Source organism: Kitasatospora sp. NPDC054768 (assembly GCF_053612025.1).
The window spans coordinates 1-22,882 of the sequence record NZ_JBSHBN010000009.1 but is presented as its reverse complement, the minus strand read 5'-3'; the positions used below and the strand labels follow the sequence as shown (position 1 = coordinate 22,882).

The following is a 22,882-nucleotide window of genomic DNA, read 5'->3' as shown; positions in this document are numbered from 1 at the left end:
TCGCCCCGCGTGCTCCTGGCGTCGTCGGACATCAGTCGTCGTTCTGGTCGTAGTCGACGCTGATCACGGTCTGCCCGTCGGACTCGGTCTGACAACCCGATCCGTCCATGGTGGGCAGGTCGATCGCCGTGCGGCCGTCGATCAGCGACAACTGCGTGTCGGGGTCGACGCAGGCGGGCGGAAGCGGCGCGACGGTCACCGGGTTGGTGATGGCGTCGAGCCCGAACGGCCGGGTGGCGAGCGGGCCGGTCGGCTCCGCGTCCACGGCGATGTTCAGCGTGGGCAGTCGATCGGTCAGAACGGACATGGTGTTGCTTCCCCTCAGGTCGGGTGGTGCGGTTGCCGGCACTGCGTTCGGGGACGGGAGGTGTCGGCCGCCGTGGGGCAGCTGTGGCTGACACACCACTTCGTGATGGTGCGTCAGCACGGATCCACTGTGACCATGTGGGCACTGTCGGTGAACGGCGGGGGCGTATCACAGGGTGTCCAGCGCCGTGTCCGACTGCCGGGTCTCCGCCTGGGCGAGGGCGACATCCAGCAGCATCCGGTTGCGCGCGGACGGGGTGAGGCCGGAGGTGTCGCCGATCGACGAGAACAGACCGAGGGCTTTGCCGGGGCGCCCGGTCGACACCGTGATGCCGATGGCCTGCGCGGTGACCGTGGCCGGCCCGAACGCCGTACCGTTCACCGTGACGTCCCGGCCCATCCGAGCGGCGACGGCGTGCCCTTGCGACAGCAGATCGTCCGCGTCCGCGACGTCGCCCCGCCGTGCCGCGACGACGGCGGCGAAGGTCACGTGCCATCCGTATGTGGCGAGCAGATCGAGATCACGGTTCCCGTACCGGGGCTCGATCGCCTCGTAGGAAAACCGCGCGGTCTGCTCGGCCTGGTCGAGCCGGGCATCCCGCAGGTAGATCCACGAGCGGCCCGATGCGACCATGGCCGAACGGACGGTATCCCCGGCCTGGTGGGCCTGGTGCTGCGCATGGCCGATACCGGCGTACGCGAGGTCGCGGGCGCCGAACTGGTTCGCCACGTAGGCGGCGAGCCGGTAGGCGTCCGCGAGGAAGCCGGCCGCCGCGTCCCGCTGGTCGGTGGTTGCAGCCCGCAGAGCGGTGGCGGCTTCGCGCAATGCCGGAGCGACACGCACGCCCGCGCCGACGAAGTCACCGACGCGGTAGGCCTCCCATGCGGCGGTGAGTCCGGCACCCAGCTCGGCCGGAGGCGGCGGCGGCGCGTTCGGCGAGGTCCGAGCCCCGGTCCGACAACGGCAGGCCCGGACCGCATCCACTGCGGTCCGGGCCTGCGGTGCGTCCCTCAGGGTCCTACGAGCCGGCGGTGGCCGCCTCCAGGGTCGTGGCCATCACCGGGCTGGTGAAGGTGTTCGTCGCGTCGCCCGTGGAGGGGTGGTACGAGCCCCACTTGAGGTAGTTCCGGTCGCCGTCCCAGGTGGTGCCCTTGAACGTGCCCGAGCCCGTCGTGAACGTCTGCTTCACGCCGTCGAACCAGAAGTCGATGGTGCCGTCCGTGCGGCCCAGGCGGATCTTCAGGGCGTAGGAGTGCCAGGTGTTGTTGGCCGTCTGCGCGGTCCACAGGGAGTGCGACACGTGGGCGGTGTCCCACTCCTGGAGGCGGACGCGCCCGTTCACGATGTCGATCTCGATCGGGTGGTTGGCCGTGTCGGTGCTCGGCGAGCACTTCAGCTGGAACACGTACCGGCTGTTGGTGTCCTGGATGTCCACCTTGGACGACCAGCCCAGGTAGAAGGTGTCGCCCTCCTTCAGGTCCGGGCTGAGCGTCTCGCAGCGCTCCTCCCCGCCGGCCTGGAAGGCGCGCCACACGTTGCCCTTGGCGGAGTCCTTCACCACCCCGAAGTTGCCGGCCGCGCACTGGACCGCCTTGAACGAGGACGGGCCCGTGCTGGTGCTCGGGGTCCACAGGACCTTGCCCGCGGCGGCGGAGCTGCTCGCGGAGGCCTGGCCGCAGGTGATCGCGAAGGTGGCGAGGGCGACGGCCGCGGCGGCGGCCTTGCGGCGGTGGGTCAGAAGGGACATGCCTCTCCCGGGGGGATGAGTGGCGGACACGGGCGAGGAGCGATTCGACCAGCAATCGGCCCGTCCGGCCAGCCGAAACGGCCGACGGAAGATCCTTTTCGGACACTTCCGCCGGCCGCCCTGTTGACCTGAACCCGGCCCCGCTCCCGGCCGTTACGGGGTGCGCGGCTCCTCGGCGTCCTGGTCGTACGAGGAGGTGCCCTCGTCCAGCAGCGGCTCCTGCGTCTTGAGGTGCGCCGGGGCCAGCGCCCGCAGCACGTGGTAGCCGGTGATGACGACCAGCGTGCCGAGCGCGATGCCGCTGAGGCTGAAGGTGTCGGTGAACTTCAGCGTCACGTTGCCGATGCCGATGATGATGCCCGCCGCGGCCGGCACCAGGTTGAGCGGATTGCGCAGGTCCACCTGGGACTTGGTCCAGATCTGCGCGCCCAGCAGCCCGATCATGCCGTACAGGATCACGGTGATCCCGCCGAGCACCCCGCCCGGGATCGCGGCCACGATCGCGCCGAACTTCGGGCACAGGCCGAACAGCAGCGCGAAGCCGGCCGCCGCCCAGTACGCCGCCGTCGAGTAGACCCGGGTGGCGGCCATGACGCCGATGTTCTCCGAGTACGTGGTGTTCGGCGGGCCGCCGACCGCGGTGGAGAGCATGGAGCCGACGCCGTCCGCGGAGATCGCGGTGCCCAGCTTGTCGTCCAGGTTCGAGCCCGTCATCTCGCCGACGGCCTTGACGTGCCCGGCGTTCTCCGCGACCAGCGCGATCACCACGGGCAGCGCGACCAGGATCGCCGACCACTGGAAGGACGGGCCGTGGAAGGTCGGCAGGCCGACCCAGTCCGCCTTGCCGACGCCCGACAGGTCCAGGCGCCAGTGGTCGGTCATGTGCCCGCCGCCGTCGACCGAGTGGATCTTCCCGAAGACCCGGTCGAACAGCCAGGAGATCCCGTAGCCGAACAGCAGCCCCAGGAAGATCGCCACCCGCGACCAGAAGCCGCGCAGGCACACCACGGCCAGGCCGGTGAACAGCATCACCAGCAGCGCCGTCCACTGGTCCTGCGGCCAGTACACCGAGGCGGTCACCGGGGCGAGGTTGAAGCCGATCAGCATGACCACCGCGCCGGTGACGATCGGCGGCATCGCGGCGTGGATGATGCGCGCCCCGAACCGCTGGACCGCCACACCGACCAGGAACAGCGCCACACCCACCACGAACACCGCGCCGGTCACCGTCGCGCTGGTGCCGCCCTGCGCCCGGATCACCGCGGCCACGCCCACGAAGGACAGCGAGCAGCCCAGGTAGCTGGGCACCCGGCCCTTGGTGGCCAGCAGGAAGATCACGGTCGACACGCCGGACATCATGATCGCGAGGTTGGGGTCGAGCCCCATCAGCACGGGCGCCACGAAGCTCGCCCCGAACATCGCCACCACGTGCTGGGCGCCGAGGCCTGCCGTGCGGGGCCAGGAGAGCCGTTCGTCGGGACGGACCACCGCCCCCGGTGCGGGCGTGCGCCCGTCACCGTGCAGCTTCCAGCGCACGCCGAGATCCATGGTGTTTCGCTTTCTCTGTACTTCGGGGAACCGTCCGCACCATTCTCGTGGCCGCCGGATGTCCCGGCGATCACACGGACCCGCGTGAGCTGCGGATACGTGTGACGAGGCCCGACGGGCCCGGTGCTGTCGGGGATCTTACGGCCACCGCCCGCGCACCGCGGATCCGGCCGCGCGCCACAGGATCCGGCCGCGGGCCGGATGCCCGTTCGCGGGGTGTCACCCGTGTGGGTGTACTGCCGCGTCGCCGCCGCTCGAACCCGCCGGCCGCCCTGAAGACTGGCCGCATCCGTAGGAGCTATCGAAGGACGTGCCATGGCGGAAGAGCTGTACGCGACGCTGAAGACCACCAAGGGCGACATCGTGATCCGGCTGCTGCCGAACCACGCCCCCAAGACCGTGAAGAACTTCGTGGAGCTCGCCAGCGGCGAGCGGGAGTGGATCAACCCGGAGACCGGTGAGAAGACCACGGACAAGCTCTACGACGGCACGGTCTTCCACCGGGTCATCGAGGGCTTCATGATCCAGGGCGGCGACCCCCTGGGCAACGGGACCGGCGGCCCCGGGTACAAGTTCGCGGACGAGTTCCACCCGGACCTGGCCTTCACCAAGCCCTACCTGCTGGCCATGGCCAACGCCGGACCGGGCACCAACGGCTCCCAGTTCTTCATCACCGTCGGGGCGACCACCTGGCTCACCGGCAAGCACACCATCTTCGGCGAGGTCGCCGACGAGGCCGGCCGGAAGGTCGTCGACGCCATCGCGACGGCGGAGACCAACCCCCGCAACGACCGCCCGGTCCAGGACGTGGTCATCGAGAAGGTCGTCATCGAGACCCGCTGACCGGAAGACCCTCCCCGGGCGCCCGGCCATGGGCGCCCGGCCCCGGAACGGCGCGCGCCCGGTGACGACCCGTTCCACCGCACAGCCCCGCGTCTCATCCCCGCGTTCCAGGGCCCCGGCATTCCCCCTGCTCGGAGCCCGTTCCAGTGTCCCGCCGTCCCTGATCGGCCGTTGACCCTTGCGGCCGGGACGGATCACCGCGCAGACTCCGGTCGTCCGAGCAGCGCACCGACCCGAGCACCGCACCGACACCGCACCGACCCGAGCACCGAAGGGCCACGGCCGCACCGAGACTTCACCGGCCGTCCACTTCCAGGGCCCCTCGGGCAACGAGAGTGTCGGCGCGGGAAGCAACCCTTCGCTGCCCGTCAAGGGTCTGTACATCGACGACTCGCTCAAGGTCACCTGCTGGCAGCAGATCATGGACGACGCCGTCACCTGGTAGTTCCCGGACGCGGCGGCCCCGGTCCCGCCTCCGTCGTCCCGGGCGCCCGGCACGACGCTCCGCGATCGACAGATCGCCTGGTGTCATAAGCTTGTCATATACATCTAATCCATCTAAGGGGGGTGCGTGGAGTTCCGACTGCTGGGCTCGGTGGCCGTGGTGGCCGCGGACGGCCGGGAGCTTCCGGCCGGATCGGCGAAGCGCCGCAGCCTGCTCGCCATGCTGCTGCTGAACCCCGGAGCACCGGTCACCGTCGAACGGCTCACCGAGACCCTCTGGGACGAGGAGCCGCCCCGGCACTCGCGCACCGTCATCCACAACCACGTCTCCGGGCTGCGCGCCCTGCTCACCGCCCACGACGCCCCCGCGGCCGGCGTCGAACTCGTCACCGACAACGGCGCCTACCTGCTGCGGGCCCCCGACCACGCGGTGGACACCGTACGGTTCGAACAGCTGGTGGTCCGCGCCCGCGCCCTGGAGGACGCCGCCGAGGCCGCCGCCGCCCTGCGCGAGGCACTCGCCCTGTGGCGGGGCCCCGCCCTCGCCGGCACCATCCCCGGCCTGCCGCTGCAGTGCGCCGCCCAGGCCCTGGAGGAACTGCGGCTGGCCGCCGCCGAGGAACTGGCCCGCGCCCACGGCCGGCTCGGCGACCACGGCGCGGCCGCGAACCTGCTGCACGCCGAGGCCACCGCCAACCCGCTGCGCGAACCGCTGGTCGCCGACCTCATGCACGCGCTCGGCCGCGCGGGGCGCCGCTCGGAGGCCCTGGACTGGTTCCACCGCACCCGCCGCGCCCTGGCCGAGGAACTCGGCATGGACCCCGGACCGGAACTCACCGACGCCTACGACCGCCTGCTGCACACCGACCTGCCGCAGCGCACCGACCTGCCGCGGCACACCGACGTGCCGCAGCGCACCGACGTGCCGCAGCGCGGCGAGGCCCCGCGGCACACCGAGGCCCTGCCGGGCCGGTCCGACCGGGTGCCGCCGCCCCGGCTGCCCGGCGACCAGGAGCAGCCGGCCGGCCGGGCCGCGTCCGACCGCGCACCGGCCGACCGCGCACCGGCCGACGGCGCACCGGCAGACCGGGTCCCGCCCGCGCGGGTCCCCACCGTCGGCGGTCTGACCTCCGTCCCCGACCGGGCTCCCGGCCCCGAACCGCTGCCGGCCGCAGCCCCCGCCCCCGCCCCCGCCCCCGCGCCCGCCCCCGCCGCCGCGTCCGTGCTCGCCGCAGCCCCCGCGCCCGCCCCCGTGCGTCCGGCGCCCTGGCACCAGCCCGCGCCCTGGCCCTTCCCCCGCCGTCCGCGCGGCTTCGCCGGCCGGGAGGACGAACTGGCCGCGCTCGACCGGGCCACCGCCGCCCCCGGTGCCGTCGCCGTGCTCACCGGCGGCGCCGGCGTCGGCAAGACCACCCTCGCCCTGTACTGGGCGCACCGCCGCCAGCAGGACTTCCCCGACGGCCGGCTCTTCGTCGACCTGTGCGGCCACAGCCCGCTCCCGGAGCGCGACACCGCCGCCGTCCTGCGCGAACTGCTGCTCGCCCTGGGCCTGCCCGCCGAGCAGATGCCCGCCACCCCCGAGGCGATGGCCGCCCGCTACCGGGAACTGACCGCCACCCGCCGGATGCTGATCGTCCTGGACAACGCCCGCCGCTCCGAGCAGGTCCGCCCGCTGCTGCCCGACGGCGACGACTGCGTCACCCTGGTCACCAGCCGCGACCGGCTCGGCGGGCTGGTCGCCTCCGACGCCGCCCGCCCGGTGCCGCTCGCCGAACTCTCCTCCCCGCAGGCCGTCAGCCTGCTCGCCGCGACCCTCGGCCCCGACCCGGTCGCCGCCGAACCCGAGGCCGCCGCCCGCCTGGCCGGCCTGTGCGACGGCCTGCCGCTGGCCCTGCGGCTGGCCGCCGCCCGCCTCGCCACCGGCCCGGCCCGCGCGCTGGCCGCGCTCGCCGAGGAACTCGCCGTCGAGCAGGACCGCCTGAACCTCCTCGACGTCGAGGACACCAGCGTGGCCGCCGCCCTCGCGCTGACCGTCCAGCACCTGAGCGAACCCGTCCGCCGGACGTTCCGCAGCCTCGGCGCCCACACCGGCGCCACCCTCGACAGCCGTACCGCCGCAGCCCTGGCCGGCTGCCGCCCCGACGAGGCCGCCGACGCGCTGGCCCAACTGGCCACCGCCCACCTGATCGTGGAGATCGGCCGGGACGCCTACACCCTGCACGACCTGGTCCGCCTCTACGCCCGCAGCCTGCCCGGCGACACCGACACCCAGGTGCTGCCCCGCCTGCTCGACCACCTGCTGAACACCCTGCTCACCGCCTGCTCCGCCGCCGAACCCGGCAGCGAACCGTGCTGCACCCTGCCGCCCGGCACCCGCCGTCCCGCCGAGGTCCGCCCCTTCCCCGACCGGGAGGGCGCGCTCGCCTGGTACGCCGCCGAACGCGACACCCTGCGCGGCGCGGTCGAGGCGGCGGTCGCCGCCGGACTCCACGACCGCGCCTGGCGCCTGGTGCTGCTCCAGTGGCCGCTGATCGTCTGGCAGGTCCGGGACGGCTGGGCGCCGCTGCTCGAACACGGCCTGGCCGCCGCCGAGGCCGACCGCGACCCCGGTGCCCAGTCCCGCGCCCGGGCCCTGCTGGGCTGGGTCCTGCTGGAGGAGGGCCGCCCCGAACAGGCCCTCGTCCACCTGGAACGCGCCCCCGACCTCGCCGCCCGGGCCGGCGACAGCACCGCCCAGGCCGTCGCCCTGGTCAACCTCGCCGTCGCCCTCGCCCGCCACGGCGACCGGGCCGGCCGCGCCCGGGCGCGCGGCCTGCTGGTGAAGGCCCTGTCCCTGGCCGAACGGGCCGGGCGCGCCGACCTCGTCGCCCTCGCCCGCCAGCACCTGGCCGGCGAGTGCCTGGCCGCCGGCGCCGCCGAGGAGGCCGCCCACCACGCCGCCCGCGGCCTGGCCGTCGCCGAGCCGCCCTTCCCGGTCGCCCGCCGGGTGGTCCTGCAGACCCTCTACGGCCGCGCCCTGGCCGCCACCGGCCGGCCGGAGGAGGCCGCGCTCCACCTCGGGGCCGCCCTGCGCACCGCCCGCGCCCACCAGTACGGGGAGGGCGAGTCGGAGGCCGGCGCGGCCCTGCGCGCCCTGTCGGCCGGCACCCCCGCGGTGGCGGGCGCCGTCGCGACGGCCACCGCCGGCGCGCAGCACTGACGGCGCGCGGCACCGGCGGCGCGCGGCACTGACGGCGCGCGGCACCGGCGGCGTGCAGTACCGCCGGCCGCGCAGCACTGACAGGCCGTCCCGCCGGGAAGGATGAACACCACGGGGGGAGCCCGGGCAGCGGGCGAAGCCGGCACACCACCTGCCCGAGGGGGTTTCGCGATGACCACGCCGCCGGAGCCGAACCGTCAGACCGAACTGCTGGAGCTGTACAAGCTCGCCGTGGAGATGGCCGACCGGGTCTCGGCCCGCCGGGGCAACGCCAACACCTTCTTCCTGTCCGTGCAGACCGCGCTGGTCACCCTGATCGGCTTCGGCATACCCAAGCTGTCGGAGTCCCCGTGGTGGGTGGCGACGGCCGTCGCGCTGGCCGGCATCACGCTCTCCGGCGCCTGGTGGATGCAGCTGCGCAGCTACCGGGACCTCAACGGCGCCAAGTTCCAGGTCATCAACAGCATGGAGGAGAAGCTGTCCGCGCGGATCTACACCGACGAGTGGGACGTCCTGCGCAACGCCGCGGCGCCCGGCCGGCGCCACCGGCACTACACCGAACTCGGCACCACCGAACGGCTCGTGCCGATGACATTCGCGGTGGCTCATCTGATCCTGCTCACGGGCACGCTCGCCACCGGCACACTGGCCGTATGAGCCACCTCGATCCCATCGCCGACCTGATCCGCTCCTGCCTGCCCTCGGAGGCCAGACCCCCCGCGGGCTCCGACGACCTCTTCCGCATCTACGCCGTGCTGCTCCAGGCCAAGGGCGAGCAGGTCACCGACGAGGACGTGCACAACGCCTGGACGGCGTGGACCCAGACCACCGACGACACCCACAAGGCCCTGGTGCCCTTCGACGACCTCGACGCCCGCACCCGCGCCCTCGACGCCCCGTACACCCTCGCCATCCGCACCGCCGCCCGCCGGCTCCACCACCCCACGGCCCGTTAGGGATTCGGGGCCCCGCCGTTTCCGGGGGACTGCGCGGGGCCGTCCGGCGGCGCCGGGTCGTACTGGGCGAGGCCGTGGCCGAACAGAAAAGGGGCGGACGCGGTCTCAGGCGCCGGGGGCGGCGGCCGCGAGCTCGTCGACGGTGCCGGACATGACGGTGCGCAGGTGGCGGGTGAGGTGCTCGACGGGCCAGTCCCACCAGGCGATGTCCAGCAGGCGGGCGATGTCGGCCTCGTCGTGGCGCAGCCGGATCACCCTGGCCGGGTTGCCGCCGGCGACGGCGTAGTCGGGGACGTCGGAGGTGACGACGGACCCGGCGGCGACGATCGCGCCGTGGCCGATGCGCACGCCGGGCATCACGGTGGTGCGGTAGCCGAGCCACACGTCGTGGCCGATCACGGTGTCGCCGCGCCCGGGCAGGCCGGTGATCAGGTCGAAGTGCTCGGCCCAGGCGCCGCCCATGACGGGGAAGGGGAAGGACGAGGGCCCGTCCATCCGGTGGTTGGCGCCGTTCATCACGAACCGCACCCCGGTGGCGAAGGCGCAGAACCTCCCGATGACGAGCTTCTCCGGCCCGTAGTGGTACAGCACGTTGCGGGTCTCGAACGCCGTCGGGTCGTCCGGGTCGTCGTAGTACGAGTACTCGCCCACCTGGATCAGCGGCGAGGTGACCAGCGGCTTGAGCAGGACCACCCGCGGCTGTCCGGGGAAGGGGTGCAGCACGGTCGGATCGGGCACGGCGGGGAGTTCGGGCACGGCGGGGGTCACGGGGGCGGCACCGCTTTCACGTCGACGGGGCGTCAGGGGCATCGGGGCGCCGGAGCGCGCCCTGCCATGATCCACCGGACGGCGCCGCGGACCACCGGGTTTTCCGGCCCCGCCCGAACGCCCGCCCGGGATTCACGAAACCTCCACGCGGCGCCTCTGCATCGATCGGCCCGGGCGGGGTATCCGGGGCGTTCGACCGTGCCGACAAGAGGAAGGACTCCGATGGTCACGACCACTGGTGAACTGACCGCCTCCGCCGCTACGCCGACGAAGGACCCCTCCCGCACGGCCGCCTCCGCCACGGCGGGGCTGCGCGACCTGCTGCCACCGGAGCTGGCCGCCGCCGAGGACCTGCGGGAGGTCGCGCCGTCCGACGCCCGTGAGCTGACCCGGGTGCTGCTGCGCCGGCTCGCCGCGCTGGAGGAGGGCACCCGGGAGTACTCGTACGTGCGGGCCACCCTGGTGGAGATGAACCTGTCGCTGGTGAGGTTCGCGATCCGCCGCTTCAACGCCCACCGGGAGCCGCAGGAGGACCTGCTGCAGGTCGGTGCGGTGGGCCTGATCAAGGCCATCGACCGCTTCGACCCGGAGCTGGGCGCCGAGTTCACCACCTTCGCGCTGCCCACCGTGCTCGGCGAGATCCGCCGCCACTTCCGCGACACCACCTGGGCCGTCCACGTGCCCCGCCGCCTCCAGGAGCTGCGGATCGCCCTGGCCAAGGCCCAGGAGCGGCTGGCCCAGGAACTGGACCGGGCGCCCACGGTGGCCGAACTGGCCGACCACCTCCAACTCGCCGAGGAGGAGGTGGTCGAGGGCCTGACCGCCTCGAACGGGCACACCGCGGGCTCCCTGGACACCGGCACCGAGGACGACGACCGCCCCGGCTGCCTGGGCGAGCGCCTCGGCGAGGAGGACCCGGACCTCTCCAGGGTGGAGGACCTGGTGGCGCTCAAGCCGCTGGTCGCCGCCCTGCCGGAACGCGAGCGGCAGATCCTGTCGATGCGCTTCTGCGAGGACCTGACGCAGTCGCAGATCGGCGCCCGCCTGGGGCTGTCCCAGATGCACGTCTCCCGGCTGCTCTCCCGCACCCTGCGGCGCCTGCGCGAGGGACTGGAGGAGGACTGAGGGCGCCCGGCGCCCCGGCACCCGCTTGGCCGCGGCACGCCGCCTACGTAAGGTCGGAGGGCACGGACACGAGGGGACGACGATGATGCCATCCGACAACGACCAGCGGGGCCTCGCGCCGGCGGCCTCCCCCTACCGTGCGGAGCTCGCGGTACGGACCCGATCCGCGGCGGGCGGCGCGGTGGTCTGCGCCCTGGCGGGCGACCTCGACATCGAGACGCTCGCCCCCGCCGCCGACACGCTCACCGCCCTGGTCGCCCGGCGGCCCGGCGCGGTGGTGATCGACCTCGCGGGGGTGGGCTTCTGCGACTCCTCCGGCCTGAACCTCCTGCTCAAGACCCGCCTCGCGGCGGGGGAGGAGGGCGTGGGGCTGCACCTGGCCGCGGTGCCGCCCACCGTCATGCGGGTCCTCGAACTGACCGGCACCCGGGCGGTGTTCTCCATCCACGGCTCGGCCGAGGAGGCCCTGGCGGCCTGAGCCGGCCGGGCACGCCGTCGCGGGGCGGGTGCCGCGCGTGTCGCGGGTGCCGCGCACCCGGCGCCGGGGAAGGCATAATCCCGGGAGCGCCGGGAAACCGACATGCGAACCGCCGTCGATCCGAAGGGTGCCCTCATATGACGATGAGCCGGGGAACCCTGGACGGCGACGCGCACCGGGCCGGGCCCGCCCTGCCGCCCGGCGGCCAGCGCCGCCGGCTGCCGCTGGCCGGGCTCCCCAAGCCGGTCACCCGGGCCCGGGCCTTCACCGCCGAGGCGGTCGGCGACTGGTACCCGCCCGCCGGCGCGCCCGGTGCCCACGAGGGCGTCGGCGCGGACGTCGTGCTGCTGGTGGCGGAGCTGGTGGCCAACGCCATGCTGCACGGGGACGGCCCGCTGGAGCTGGTCCTGGACGCCACCGGGCAGCGCCTGCGGGTGGAGGTCAGCGACCGCAGCCCGGCCATGCCGGTGCTGCGCCTGCCGCACGAGCCGGCCCTGCCCGGCGGCCACGGCCTGTTCATCGTGGAGCGCACCGCCGACCGCTGGGGCGCCGAGCCGAACGGCCGGGGCAAGGCGATCTGGGCCGAGTTCGACGCCCACCGGCTGACCCACCGCTGACCCGCGGCCCGCACCGGTCCGCACGCCCGGCCCCCGTACCCCGCACCGCCCCCGCTGTGGCCGCTGGCGTCGCGGAACTCCCAGACGCCGACGTGGAGCCTGCTACGCCTGGCACTCGCGAGCGCCGCGGCGGTGCTCGTCGCGTACGGCCTGGACCGGATCGCGCCACTCGGGGTGCGGCGCCTGGCCGCGGCGGCGGACGGCGCCGACGCGTTCGAGCTCCGCTGCCAGTTGCGCGAGCACCTCGTCGGCTACCTGCGCGACCACCACCCGTACGCCCTGCCCCGGCTGCCCGTGGCACCGGCACCCGGTTCCTCCCGGGACGCCGGGGCCGTCGCCGACGTGCCGCCGTCCGCGCAGGAACCGCCCGCACGGCCCGGGACGCCCGGCGCGTGACCGGGGCCGTCACCGGCCGCCGCTGCCGTCCTGCCCGCCGCCCCGGTCCTGCCCGCCGTCCCGGTCCTGTCCGCCGTCCCCGCCGTCCCCGCCGTCCCCGTCCGGGCCCCCCGGCTCCCCGGGCGGGGGCGGCCCGTCGTGGAAGGAGACGTCGACCCGCTGCTCGGGCCGGCGCTCCTCCTACCGGGCGACCGAGGACAGCACCGCCTGGTCGGCGTCCGTCAGCGGCGGCTGCAGCAGACTGCGCGGCCACAGCCGCCGGGCGAGCACGACGTTGACCTCGGCCGCGTACACGGTGACCTGCGCGGTCAGGTAGAGCCAGAACAGCAGCCCGATCACCGTCGCGAAGAACCCGTAGACCTGGCTCGCGTGGCGCAGCTCGTGGGTGACCAGCAGTGAGCCGACCGCCCGGAGGGCGGTGAACAGCGGCCCGGCGAGCGCGCAGCCCGGCCACAGCGCCCGCAGCGGCACCTCGCGCGGGGTGAGCACCCGGAAGCAGGCCAGGCACAGGGCGGCGTTCACCAGCGCCGAGACGACCAGGCCCCCGATCCTGGCGGCCGTCCCGGCGAGCGTGCCGCCGACCAGCGCGGCGGCGGTGGCCACCACCAGCCCGCTGCCCAGGACGGCGAACAGCAGCAGGCTGCGCGCCAGCCGCGGCCAGTAGCCGGGCCGTTGCACGCCCGGCACGTTCCAGACCTCGGCCATGGCGTGCTGCACGGCCCGCAGGCCTCGCTCGATGGGGTTCACACCGCGCGTCTGCCCCCGGCGCACGGTGCGACACCCCGGTTGCGGCGTCCGGGGCGCGGTGGAGTCCGCCGGGCGCCCGGCCGGGCTCTCGCAGCCGGGCGGCCCACGGCCGGTCCGGGCTGGTCGACGAGTCAACCGTTTGATCATGGGGCGTCAAGTTGTCTGTACAGCTCGGGGTCTCTTGCCGGTCATCGGCCCGTCATCGGACACCACGGCTGCGTCCACCTCGGTCTCGTACACATAACGGGTCCGGTCCGAACCGCGCGGCCGGCCCCCGTACCGAGGAACCGCGGTCCGTCAGCAAGGAGCCCCACCCCCATGAGTCCGAAGCCCGAACTGTCGCGCCGCAGCGTCCTCGGCGGCGCGGCGGCGGCCGCGGTGCTGTCCGCCCTCCCGCTCAGCGTCCAGCAGGCACTCGCCGCGCCGGCCCGGCCCGGACGGCTGGCGGACATCCAGCACGTCGTGGTGTTCATGCAGGAGAACCGCGCCTTCGACCATTACTTCGGCACCCTGGCGGGCGTGCGGGGCTTCGGCGACCGCACCGCCGTGCGCGGCGTCGACGGCCGCTCGGTCTTCCACCAGCCCGACCCCGGCCGCAAGGAGGGCTACCTGCTGCCCTTCGCGATGAACGCCGCCCACACCAACGCCTACCAGCAGGGCGCGCCCGCCTTCGGCTACGGCGACTCCATGAACGCCTGGAACGACGGCCGCGCCGACGGCTCCGTCACCCGCCGCTCCTCCGGCTGGCTCGGCCAGGGCTACTACGAGTCCGCCGACATGCCCTTCTACCACGCCCTCGCCTCGGTGTTCACGGTCTGCGACGCCTACTACGCCTCCGTGCAGTGCAACACCAACACCAACCGCGACCACCTGATGACCGGCACCAGCGGCGGCACCGTCCGGGACACCCCGGTGACCGACAACACCGAGATCCCCGGCGGCTACGAGTGGACCACCTACGCCGAGCGCCTGGAGAAGGCCGGCGTCGGCTGGAAGACCTACCAGGCCCTCGACAACTTCGACGACAACGCCCTCGCCTGGTTCGCCCCCTTCGTCAAGGCCAAGCCCGGTGAGCCGCTGTACGAGCGCGGCATGCGCGCCGTCGGCGACCCGGCCAAGGCCAAGGACCCCTTCGCCATGGGCGACGCCCTGGTCGAGGCCTTCACCGCCGACGTCCAGGCCGACCGCCTCCCGCAGGTCTCCTGGATCGTCGCCCCCGCCGCGCTGTCCGAGCACGCCAACTACGCGCCGCCGAACGGCGAACACCTCACCTCCCGGCTGCTGTCCGCGCTCGCCGCCAAGCCCGAGGTGTTCCAGAAGACCGTCTTCATCCTCAACTACGACGAGCACGGCGGCTTCTTCGACCACCAGCTGCCGCCCGTCCCGCCGCTGGCCGAGGGCCGCGGCAAGTCCAACGTCCCGGTCGACGGCGAGGTCGTCGTCCGCGTCTCCAAGGGCTCCTCCACCTACCACCGGGTCGTCGGCCAGGACGGCCGGTACCGGGTCAAGGCCGCCGACGGCACCCTCGCCTGGTCCGACACCCTCCCCGCCGGCGAGACCCTGGTCTCCGGCCCCTACCCGATGGGCCTGGGCGTGCGGGTGCCGATGGTCGTCGTCTCCCCGTGGACCCGCGGCGGCGTCGTCGACTCCACCGTCTACGACCACACCTCCGTGCTGCGCTTCCTGGAACAGCGCTTCGGCGTCCAGGAGCCCAACATCAGCCCCTGGCGGCGCGCGGTCTGCGGCGACCTCACCAACGTCTTCGACTTCTCCGGCCGCAACCCCGCCTGGCCGCAACTGCCCGACACCAGCGGCAACCGCCAGAAGGTCGTCGACACCGGCAAGCTCCCCGCCCCCACCGTGCCCAGCCCGCAGACCTTCCCCCAGCAGGAGCGCGGCACCCGCTCCGCCCGCCCCGCCCCGTACAACCTGCTCGTCAAGCCCCGCCTCAAGGGCGACGAACTGACCCTCGACTTCGTCAACCAGGGCCGCCAGGGCGCCGTCCTCGCCGTCTACCCCGCCCCCGGCGAGGCCCCCAAGCACTACACCGTCGCCGCGAAGAGCCGCCTGTCCGACGTCTGGAAGGTCGGCCCCGCCGGCTACGACCTGCGCGTCCACGGCCCCGACGGCGCCCTGTGGCACCTGCGCGGCGACACCGCCTCCGCCTACGAGGTCTCGCTCTCCGAGGAGAGCGACGGCAAGGTCCTGGAGGTCGACGTCATCAACCGCTCGCGCACCGCCCAGACCTTCCTGGTCGGCGACCTCGCCTACGGCGACGGCCTGCGCGAGGTCCGCGTGGCGGCCGGCGACGACCGCACCGTCAACCTCAAGGTCGGCCCCGAGGGCTGGTACGACGTCGCCGTCGCCGTCCAGGGCGACCTCGGCTTCCGCCGCCGCATCGCCGGCCGCTTCCCCTGGGACGACCGCACCGTCACCGACCCCGCCCTCGGCCTGGCCGACCCGCTCGCCGTGAACCTCGCCCTCGGCGCCGCCTCCACCACCATCGACGAACCCGTCCTGCTGCCCGGACGCCCCGCCACGATCACCGCCACCCTCACCGCCACCACCGCCCTCACCCGCCTGGAGGCCCAGCCGCTGCTCCCGCCCGGCTGGAGCGCCACCACCGTCACCGCCGCGCCCGACAGGCTCGCCGCCGGCGCCGCCGCCACCGCCGTCTGGCAGGTCACCCCGCCCGCCCAGCTGCCCGCCACCGCCACCCACCGCCTGCTGGTCACCGCCCGCGCCCAGGCCGACAGCCGCTTCGCCCTCGCCGACGGCGAACTCGCCGCCCGCCCCGCCCCGGTGATGACCGGCCACCTCCTCGACGAGGACTTCGAGTCCCTCGCCGACACCCTCAAGCCCGAGGCCGGCGTCCTCGGCTGGACCGCCCAGGCCCCCAAGGGCTGGACGGTCGTCAACGCCCCCGCCATGCCGCAGGGCACCGTCCGCCTCCAGGGCTGGACCTTCCACACCAAGCGCGAGTGGTCCGTCCCCGCCGGCCAGGACCGCGGCAACTTCACCCGCGCCCTGGGCGTCGTCGCCGTCGCCGACCCCGACGACTGGGACGACACCGGCTCGCCCTCCCGCAAGGGCGTCTTCGACTCCACCCTGGTCTCGCCCGCCGTCGCCGTCCCGGCCGGCACCGACACCCTCCACCTCGCCTTCGACTCCCACTACCGCCAGGAGGCACCGCAGAAGGCCTCCGTCACCGCCGTCTTCGACAACGGCACCGAGACCCGCCTGCTCGCCTACGGCTCCGACGCCACCGGCAACGACAACGCCGGCAAGGACGTGCAGAACACCCGGATCACCCGCAGCTTCGCCGTCCCCGCCGGAGCCCGCTCGGTGACCCTCAGGTTCCGCATGTACGACGCCGGCAACAACTGGTACTGGGCCGTCGACCACATCCGCCTCGACACCCGCCCCATCACCGGCTGACACCCCCCGCCCCACCCGGGCCCGCCCGAGCCTCCGCGCCCGGGCGGGCCCGGCCCGTACCGGCGGCCCCGCGTGCCAGGTAGAACTACTGCCACGACCACAGGGGAGGAAACCGAAGGTGATCGACACGACGACCCCGGCCGGCCGGGCCGCCCGGCTCCACGACCGCTACCCCAGCCTCGACGAACTCACCGCCACCGCCCACCAGTTGGCCGCCCAGCGGCCCGACCTGTGCCGGGTGCGCACCGTCGGCACCTCCCGCGCCGGACGCCCCCTGACCCTGCTGACCGTCGGCCGCGGCCCGCACGACCTCCTCGTCGTCGCCGGCGCCCACGCCGACGAGTTCGCCGGCCGGGCCGCCGTCACCGACCTCGCCCACCACGCCCTCGCGGCCCAACACCCGGGCCTGGCCTGGCACTTCCTGCTCTGCCTCGACCCCGACGGCGCCCACCTCGCCGACGGCAGCCGCACCGCCCGCACCCTGCGGGCCTACTACGACCACTACTACCGCCCCGCCGCCGAGGACCAGCCCGAATGGGCCCCCGCCATCGGCTCCGACCTCCCCGAGAGCCGCACCCTCCTCGACCTCATCGACGAACTGCGCCCCACCCTCCAGTTCTCCCTGCACAGCACCGACGTCGGCGGCACCTTCGTCCAGGCCACCGGCGACCCCGCCGCCCTCGCCGAGCCCTTCACCCGCTCCGCCGCCGACCTCGGCATCCCCGTCGAGACCGGCAACTTCGACACCTTCCACCTGCACGAATCCGGCCCCGGCCTCTACCTCATGGCCCCCCACCACATCGACCACCAGGAGACCGCCACCGGCATGCTCACCCCCCGCCAGGACGGCGGCGGCCGGGCCGGCACCTGGTTCGCCCCCCAGCGCCACGGCGGCCAGACCGTCCTGGTCGAAGTCCCCGCCTGGACCAGCGCCCACCTCGGCGACACCCGCCCCGCCGACGCCGTCCGCCTGTACCTGCGCACCTGCGCCGACCGCCTGCGCCACCGCGGCACACTCCTCACCGCGCTCCTCGACGCCGCCCTGCCCTACGTGCGAAACCCCGACACCCCCCTGCTGCGCGCCGCCCGCACCCCACTGACCGCCCTGCACCAACTCGCCGACCAATGGGACCCGGACGTCCACGGACAGGACCTCCTGCGCACCCCGCTCAGCCGCGCCCGCCTCACCGGCATCGACCTGTGGGCCCACCGCGTCCCGGTCCGCGCCGCCGCCCTGCTGCGCCGCGCCGTCCGCGTCGCCGGTGCGCCCGCCGCACCCCAGGCCGCCCGCCTCGACCACCTCCTGCGCGACTGGTGCGCCCAGTACCAGCGGACCTTCCACCCCGTCCGGCTCCCCGTCGCCCGCCAGGCCGCCCACCAGGCCAACACCGTCCGCGCCGCCGTCGCCCTGCGCCACCCGGAGCCCTAGACGTTCGTGCCCTCGGTGTCGATGTGCGGCAGCACCCGGTCCAGGAACCGCGGCGTCCACCAGGCCGCCGCCCCCAGCAGCGTCATCACCGCCGGAACCAGCAGCAGCCGCACCACCGTCGCGTCCACCAGCACGCTCACGGCCAGGCCCAGCCCCATCATCTTGATCACCACGTTGTCGCTGACGATGAACGCGGCGAACACGCTCACCATGATCAGCGCCGCACAGCTGATCACCCGCGCGGTGATCTCCAGCGCGTGCGCCACGGCGTCGTGGCTGCGACCGGTGCGCAGCCACGCCTCGTGCACCCGCGACAGCAGGAAGATCTCGTAGTCCATGCTCAGCCCGAAGACGATCGCGAACATCATCATCGGCACGTAGCTCTCGATCGGCACCTTCCCCTCCACCCCCAGCGCCGGCCCGCCCCAGCCCCACTGGAAGACCGCCACCACCACCCCGTACGAGGCCGCGATCGACAGCAGGTTGAGCACCGCGGCCTTGACCGCGACCAGCGGACCGCGGAAGACCAGCAGGATGATCAGGAAGGCCAGCCCGACCACCACCACGATGATCAGCACCAGCCGGCTCGACACGATGTCCAGGAAGTCGACCTGCGCCGCCGTGTTGCCGGTCACGTACGTCTTCGCACCGGTGCCGGCCACCGCGTCCGGCAGCACCGTGTCCGCCAGCCGGTTCACCAGGTCGGTGGTGGCCCGGTCCTGCGGGGCGCTCGCCGGGATCACGGTGCCGAACAGCACCGCGCCGTCCGGGCTGGTCTGCAGCGGGGTACTGCTCGCCGCGCCGGGCAGGCCGGTGAGCGCCTGCTGCACCGAGGCCGACACCCCCGCCCGCGCCTCGGCGGGCACGGCGCTCTGGTCGACCACCACCGTCAGCGGCCCGTTCGATCCCGGCCCGAAGGCCTGGGACATCAGGTCGTAGGCCCGCCGGTCGGTGAAGTCGGTGGAGTCCGCGCCGTCACCGATGTGGCCCAGCTGAATGGAGAACAGCGGGATCGACAGCACCACGAGCACCACCACCCCGGCCACCAGGTACCGCCACGGCCGCGCCTCCACCCGCCGGGCGTAACGGTGCCAGGCCCCGCCCTCCACGTCCCCGCCGGCCTCCGCGACCGGACGGCGCACCGCGAACCGGTCCATCCGGCGCCCGATCAGCCCCATCAGCGCCGGCAGCAGGGTCAGCGCCCCGAGCACCGCCGACACCACCGTGATGCCCGCCGCCGCCCCCAGCTTGGCGATGAAAGAGATCCCCGACACCGACAGCCCGGACAACGCGACGATCACGGTGCAGCCGGAGACCAGCACCGCCCGCCCGCTGGTGGCCACCGCCTGCCCGGCGGAGGCCACCGGATCCACCCCGTCCATCAGGTTCTGCCGGTGACGGGTCAGCAGGAACAGCGCGTAGTCGATCCCCACCCCGATGCCGATCATCGTCGCCAGCGTCGGCGCCACCGTCGCGAACGTGGACAGCGCCGCGACCAGCCCCAGCACCCCCAGGCCCACCACCGCCGCGAACAGCGCCGTCAGCAGCGGCAGCCCGGCCGCGATCGCACTGCCGAACCCCACCAGCAGCACCACGACCGCCACCGCGAAGCCGATCACCTCGCTGGAACGGTCGTCCGCCGCCGGCCGGGCCAGCTCGCCCAGCGGCCCCCCGTACTCCACCTGCACCCCGGCCGCCCGCAGCGGCTCCACCGCCGCGTCCACCCCCGGCAGGTAGTCCTGGCCCAGCAGGGTCGGGTTGGTGTCGAACCGTACGGTGAAGTACCCGGTCAGCCCGTCGGCGGACAGCGGCCCGCCCGGCGGCGGGCTCTGCCCCGGCGGCGGCAACGGACTCTGCACCGACAGCACGTGCGGCAACTGCTGGAGCGAGGCCGCCGCCTGGGCGATCTGCGGCTGGAACCCCGTCAGCGGCGCCGCGTCGTGCAGCACCACCTGGGAACTGGTGCCCGCCGCGGCCGGCTCGTGCGCCTGCAGGACGTCCCGGCCCTGCTGCGCCTGGGTGCCGGGCAGCGAGAAGTCGTCCGAGTAGGCGCCGCCCACCGACCTGTTGGCGGCCTGGACGCCGGCCAGGGCGATCAGCCACAGCACGATGACGATCAGCGAGTGGCGCGCGCACCACTCGCCCAGGCGGCGCAGCGCCGAGCGCCGGGCCGGCGCCGCGGCGGCCGGCGAGGGGGCGGGACGGGCGGACGGCGGCATGGAAGGCTCCCGGGTCTCCTGCACGGCGGTGCGCCGATCGGCGCAGTCTTCCCGGCCGCCCGCGCCGCCCACCGGTACCGGTGGGTAGTCGCCCCTACGGCTCCGGGAACCGCCGGCATCGCGGCGGTGGCCGGGGCCGCGGGGGCGGCGGGGGGACGGTCAGGGCCGCCGAAGTTGGCGACCCACACGGTGTCGTCGCCGTCGACGGCCACGCCCCAGGGCAGGAACAGGCCGCCGCCGGTGAAGGGTTCGGGGGCCGGGGTCCCGTCGGACCGGATCAGCGGCACGGAGGCGCCCGGGCGCGCACCGGCGTCGCCCGCCACGGCGGCGTCCGCGAGGTCGCCCGCGGTGCCGTCGCCGCAGGGCACCGGCAGGATGCCGCTGTTGGCGACCCAGGCGGAGCCCCGGGCATCGACGGTGACGCCGAATCCGGCACCGTACAAGCCGCCGCCGCGGTACGGGGCGCCGGGGGCGTCCCGGCCGGTGGGGGTGAACTTCAGGACGCTCTCGCCGCCGCAGACCGGGACGGCGGGATCGGCGTCGTGGCGGTAGTTGTTGCTGGCCCAGGCGTTGCCGTCGGCGTCGAAGGCGATGTTGCCCGGCCCGTCGATCTCCCGGCCGTTGCCGCCGTAGCGCAGGGCCACGGTCCAGGCCTCGGGGGCGGCGGCCGTCCGTCCCCCTGCCTGCCGCAGCGGCGCCCCGCCCGGGCGCATCCGGCCGCGGGACGCGGCGGAAGTTGCCCGGTACGGGCGATGCGCGGCGGCGCCTGCCGGTGGCGGGGCCTCAGCCGAGCCGGGCGAGTGCGGCGGCGGCGAAGGAGTGGTCCTGCTCGGGGGCGCCGCCGCCGACGCCGATGGCGCCGATCGGCCGGCCGTCGCGGTGGACGGGGATGCCGCCGGCGATGAACAGCAGCGGGCGGTCCAGCGCGGTGGGCAGGGAGTGGAACGGCCCGTCGGGCTTGACCAGGTCGACCAGGTCGGCGGTCGGGGCGTTCAGCTGGAGGGCGGTGTAGGCCTTGCGGGTGCTGGTCTCGCCGGAGATCAGCACGGCGCGGTCGTCGCGGCGGAAGGCGAGCAGGTGGCCGCCCGCGTCCAGGACGGTGACGCTGACGGTCACGTCCGCGGCCTCGGCGGCGGTCCGGGCGGCGTCGACGAGGAGTTCGGCGTCGGCGATGGTGAGCGGGGCGACGGCGGTGGTGGCACTCATGAGGTCTTCTCCGGGGTGGGGGGTGGGGTCAGTGGTGGGCGGGGACGGGGGCGGGGGCGGGGGCGGCGGCCGCGGTCACCTGCCCGGGGGTGCGGCGCTCCAGGGCGGCGGACCAGAGGGCCAGCAGCAGGGCCGCAGCGGCGAGGACGGCGCCGACCCAGTTCGGGGCGGTGTAGCCGAGACCGGCGGTGATGACCATGCCGCCGAGCCAGGCGGCCAGCGCGTTGCCGAGGTTGAAGGCGCCGATGTTGACGGCGGAGGCCAGGGTGGGGGCGCCGTGGGCCTGGTCCAGGACCCGCTTCTGGAGCGGGGGGACGGTGGCGAAGCCGAGGGCTCCGACCAGCAGGACGGTGACGGCGGCGGCGACCTTGTTGTGGGCGGTGAGGGTGAACAGCGCCAGCACCACGGCGAGCCCGCCGAGGGTGGTGTAGAGCATCGGCATCAGCTTGCGGTCGGCGTAGCGCCCGCCCAGCAGGTTGCCGAGGAACATGCCGACGCCGAACAGCACCAGCAGCCAGGTGACGGAGCCTTCGGCGTAGCCGGTGACGTTGGTCATCATCGGGGCGATGTAGGTGATCGCGGCGAAGACGCCGCCGAAGCCGAGCACGGTCATCGCCATCGCGAGCAGCACCTGCGGATTGCGGAAGGCGGTGAGCTCGCGGCGCAGGTGGGCGCCCTCGGCGCGGGGCACGGCGGGTACGAGCCCGGCGATGCCGAGCAGGCCGAGCACGCCGAGCGCGGCGACGCCGGCGAAGGTGGCGCGCCAGCCGACGGCCTGGCCGACGAAGGTGCCCAGCGGCACGCCGACGATGTTGGCGACGGTCAGCCCGGTGAACATGGTGGCGATGGCGCCGGCCTTCTTCTGCGGGGCGACCAGCTCGGCGGCGACGACGGAGCCGATGCCGAAGAAGGCGCCGTGGGCGAGCGAGGTGACGATGCGCCCGGCCAGCATCACGGGGAAGGACGGGGCGAACGCGGAGAGCAGGTTCCCGGCCGTGAACAGGCCCATCAGCAGCATGAGCATGGTCTTGCGGCTGATCCGGGTGCCGAGGGCCGTCATCAGCGGGGCGCCGACGACCACGCCGAGGGCGTAGCCGGTGACCAGCAGGCCCGCGCTGGGGATGGAGACGCCGAAGTCGCCGGCGATCCGGGGCAGGAGGCCCATGATCACGAACTCGGTGGTCCCGATCCCGAATGCGCCGATGGCCAGGGCGATGAGAGCGAGAGGCATGGGCCCGAACCCTTCTGTGATTGCTTGAGCTAGCGCCTTGCGTGCTTAAACAATAGTTGCAGGCGCGCGATAAGTGCAAGCGAGGGTATGGGGCATGCGCCATGGGTTGCATGCGCAACGGGGTGGGACGGACGGGAAACGCGACCGGGCCCGGCCCGTCCGAACCGTGGGAGCGGTTCGGACG

Annotated in this window: 21 protein-coding genes; 11 read left to right on the top strand and 10 right to left on the bottom strand. The window is 74.3% G+C overall.

Annotation, left to right across the window (positions count from 1 at the left end; all coding sequences use genetic code 11):
- Nucleotides 1-31: 31 nt before the first annotated feature.
- From ACWGKU_RS04340 to ACWGKU_RS04325, 4 genes are all read right to left on the bottom strand, one after another.
- On the bottom strand, nt 32-307 hold the full coding sequence (locus tag ACWGKU_RS04340) for a hypothetical protein (RefSeq protein WP_401045433.1): 276 nt from the start codon (nt 305-307) through the stop codon (nt 32-34).
- A 168-nt stretch (nt 308-475) separates the two neighbouring features.
- Complete coding sequence (locus ACWGKU_RS04335) at nt 476-1,291, bottom strand: transcriptional regulator (RefSeq protein WP_452178884.1); 816 nt, start codon at nt 1,289-1,291, stop codon at nt 476-478.
- Between the two features lie 34 nt (nt 1,292-1,325).
- Nucleotides 1,326-2,054 carry a heparin lyase I family protein gene (locus ACWGKU_RS04330; RefSeq protein WP_359910753.1) on the bottom strand — a complete coding sequence of 243 codons (729 nt, stop codon included), beginning with the start codon at nt 2,052-2,054 and terminating at the stop codon, nt 1,326-1,328.
- 153 nt (nt 2,055-2,207) lie between these two features.
- Complete coding sequence (locus ACWGKU_RS04325; RefSeq protein ID WP_380548481.1) at nt 2,208-3,602, bottom strand: uracil-xanthine permease family protein; 1,395 nt, start codon at nt 3,600-3,602, stop codon at nt 2,208-2,210.
- A 315-nt stretch (nt 3,603-3,917) separates the two neighbouring features.
- Here ACWGKU_RS04325 and ACWGKU_RS04320 point away from each other — a divergent pair, with 315 nt between their 5' ends.
- From ACWGKU_RS04320 to ACWGKU_RS04300, 5 genes are all read left to right on the top strand, one after another.
- Complete coding sequence (locus ACWGKU_RS04320) at nt 3,918-4,445, top strand: peptidylprolyl isomerase (RefSeq protein ID WP_401045427.1); 528 nt, start codon at nt 3,918-3,920, stop codon at nt 4,443-4,445.
- A 178-nt stretch (nt 4,446-4,623) separates the two neighbouring features.
- Nucleotides 4,624-4,890 (top strand): DUF4232 domain-containing protein, encoded by a 267-nt coding sequence (locus ACWGKU_RS04315; protein ID WP_452178883.1) that lies wholly within the window; start codon nt 4,624-4,626, stop codon nt 4,888-4,890.
- Nucleotides 4,891-5,016: 126 nt separating this feature from the next.
- Entirely contained in the window at nt 5,017-8,088 is a 3,072-nt protein-coding gene (locus ACWGKU_RS04310; RefSeq protein WP_452178882.1) for a BTAD domain-containing putative transcriptional regulator, read from the top strand.
- Nucleotides 8,089-8,259: 171 nt separating this feature from the next.
- Nucleotides 8,260-8,745, top strand: coding sequence for a RipA family octameric membrane protein (locus ACWGKU_RS04305; RefSeq protein ID WP_401047911.1), 486 nt, complete (start codon nt 8,260-8,262; stop codon nt 8,743-8,745).
- Nucleotides 8,742-9,044, top strand: coding sequence for a DUF7701 domain-containing protein (locus ACWGKU_RS04300; protein WP_401047914.1), 303 nt, complete (start codon nt 8,742-8,744; stop codon nt 9,042-9,044). Before ACWGKU_RS04305 ends, ACWGKU_RS04300 begins: the two co-directional genes overlap by 4 nt.
- A gap of 105 nt (nt 9,045-9,149) precedes the next feature.
- Here the strand turns inward: ACWGKU_RS04300 and ACWGKU_RS04295 are convergent, their stop codons facing one another.
- Nucleotides 9,150-9,800 (bottom strand): CatB-related O-acetyltransferase, encoded by a 651-nt coding sequence (locus ACWGKU_RS04295; protein WP_401047930.1) that lies wholly within the window; start codon nt 9,798-9,800, stop codon nt 9,150-9,152.
- 234 nt (nt 9,801-10,034) lie between these two features.
- Between ACWGKU_RS04295 and ACWGKU_RS04290 the strand changes: the two genes are divergently transcribed.
- The 4 genes from ACWGKU_RS04290 (at nt 10,035) to ACWGKU_RS04275 (ending at nt 12,428) form a co-directional block, all read left to right on the top strand.
- Entirely contained in the window at nt 10,035-10,937 is a 903-nt protein-coding gene (locus ACWGKU_RS04290; protein ID WP_401047917.1) for a SigB/SigF/SigG family RNA polymerase sigma factor, read from the top strand.
- Between the two features lie 82 nt (nt 10,938-11,019).
- A complete protein-coding gene (locus tag ACWGKU_RS04285) occupies nt 11,020-11,415 on the top strand; it encodes an STAS domain-containing protein (protein WP_401047919.1) in 396 nt (131 codons plus the stop codon).
- Nucleotides 11,416-11,552: 137 nt separating this feature from the next.
- On the top strand, nt 11,553-12,032 hold the full coding sequence (locus tag ACWGKU_RS04280; RefSeq protein ID WP_452178881.1) for an ATP-binding protein: 480 nt from the start codon (nt 11,553-11,555) through the stop codon (nt 12,030-12,032).
- A gap of 132 nt (nt 12,033-12,164) precedes the next feature.
- Nucleotides 12,165-12,428: a hypothetical protein gene (locus tag ACWGKU_RS04275; RefSeq protein ID WP_452178880.1), complete on the top strand. Its 264-nt coding sequence runs from the start codon at nt 12,165-12,167 to the stop codon at nt 12,426-12,428.
- A gap of 180 nt (nt 12,429-12,608) precedes the next feature.
- Here the strand turns inward: ACWGKU_RS04275 and ACWGKU_RS04270 are convergent, their stop codons facing one another.
- Nucleotides 12,609-13,175, bottom strand: coding sequence for a YihY/virulence factor BrkB family protein (locus ACWGKU_RS04270; protein ID WP_452178879.1), 567 nt, complete (start codon nt 13,173-13,175; stop codon nt 12,609-12,611).
- Nucleotides 13,176-13,493: 318 nt separating this feature from the next.
- Between ACWGKU_RS04270 and ACWGKU_RS04265 the strand changes: the two genes are divergently transcribed.
- Together ACWGKU_RS04265 and ACWGKU_RS04260 are read left to right on the top strand one after the other, a co-directional pair.
- Nucleotides 13,494-16,613 (top strand): phosphocholine-specific phospholipase C, encoded by a 3,120-nt coding sequence (locus ACWGKU_RS04265; RefSeq protein ID WP_452178878.1) that lies wholly within the window; start codon nt 13,494-13,496, stop codon nt 16,611-16,613.
- Nucleotides 16,614-16,731: 118 nt separating this feature from the next.
- On the top strand, nt 16,732-18,042 hold the full coding sequence (locus tag ACWGKU_RS04260; protein ID WP_452178877.1) for a M14 family zinc carboxypeptidase: 1,311 nt from the start codon (nt 16,732-16,734) through the stop codon (nt 18,040-18,042).
- On the opposite strand, the gene ACWGKU_RS04255 is transcribed toward ACWGKU_RS04260, so the two are convergent.
- The 4 genes from ACWGKU_RS04255 to ACWGKU_RS04240 all read right to left on the bottom strand — a co-directional run bounded on the left by ACWGKU_RS04255 (nt 18,039) and on the right by ACWGKU_RS04240 (nt 22,698).
- Nucleotides 18,039-20,261, bottom strand: coding sequence for an MMPL family transporter (locus ACWGKU_RS04255; protein ID WP_452178876.1), 2,223 nt, complete (start codon nt 20,259-20,261; stop codon nt 18,039-18,041). The genes ACWGKU_RS04260 and ACWGKU_RS04255 overlap by 4 nt on opposite strands.
- Nucleotides 20,159-20,974, bottom strand: a complete 816-nt coding sequence (locus tag ACWGKU_RS04250; RefSeq protein WP_452178875.1) for a hypothetical protein — start codon at nt 20,972-20,974, stop codon at nt 20,159-20,161. The genes ACWGKU_RS04255 and ACWGKU_RS04250 overlap by 103 nt, the downstream gene beginning before the upstream one ends.
- Before the next feature lie 70 nt (nt 20,975-21,044).
- Nucleotides 21,045-21,467: a GlcG/HbpS family heme-binding protein gene (locus ACWGKU_RS04245; protein ID WP_452178874.1), complete on the bottom strand. Its 423-nt coding sequence runs from the start codon at nt 21,465-21,467 to the stop codon at nt 21,045-21,047.
- A 28-nt stretch (nt 21,468-21,495) separates the two neighbouring features.
- Nucleotides 21,496-22,698 carry an MFS transporter gene (locus ACWGKU_RS04240; protein WP_452178873.1) on the bottom strand — a complete coding sequence of 401 codons (1,203 nt, stop codon included), beginning with the start codon at nt 22,696-22,698 and terminating at the stop codon, nt 21,496-21,498.
- Nucleotides 22,699-22,882: the final 184 nt, after the last annotated feature.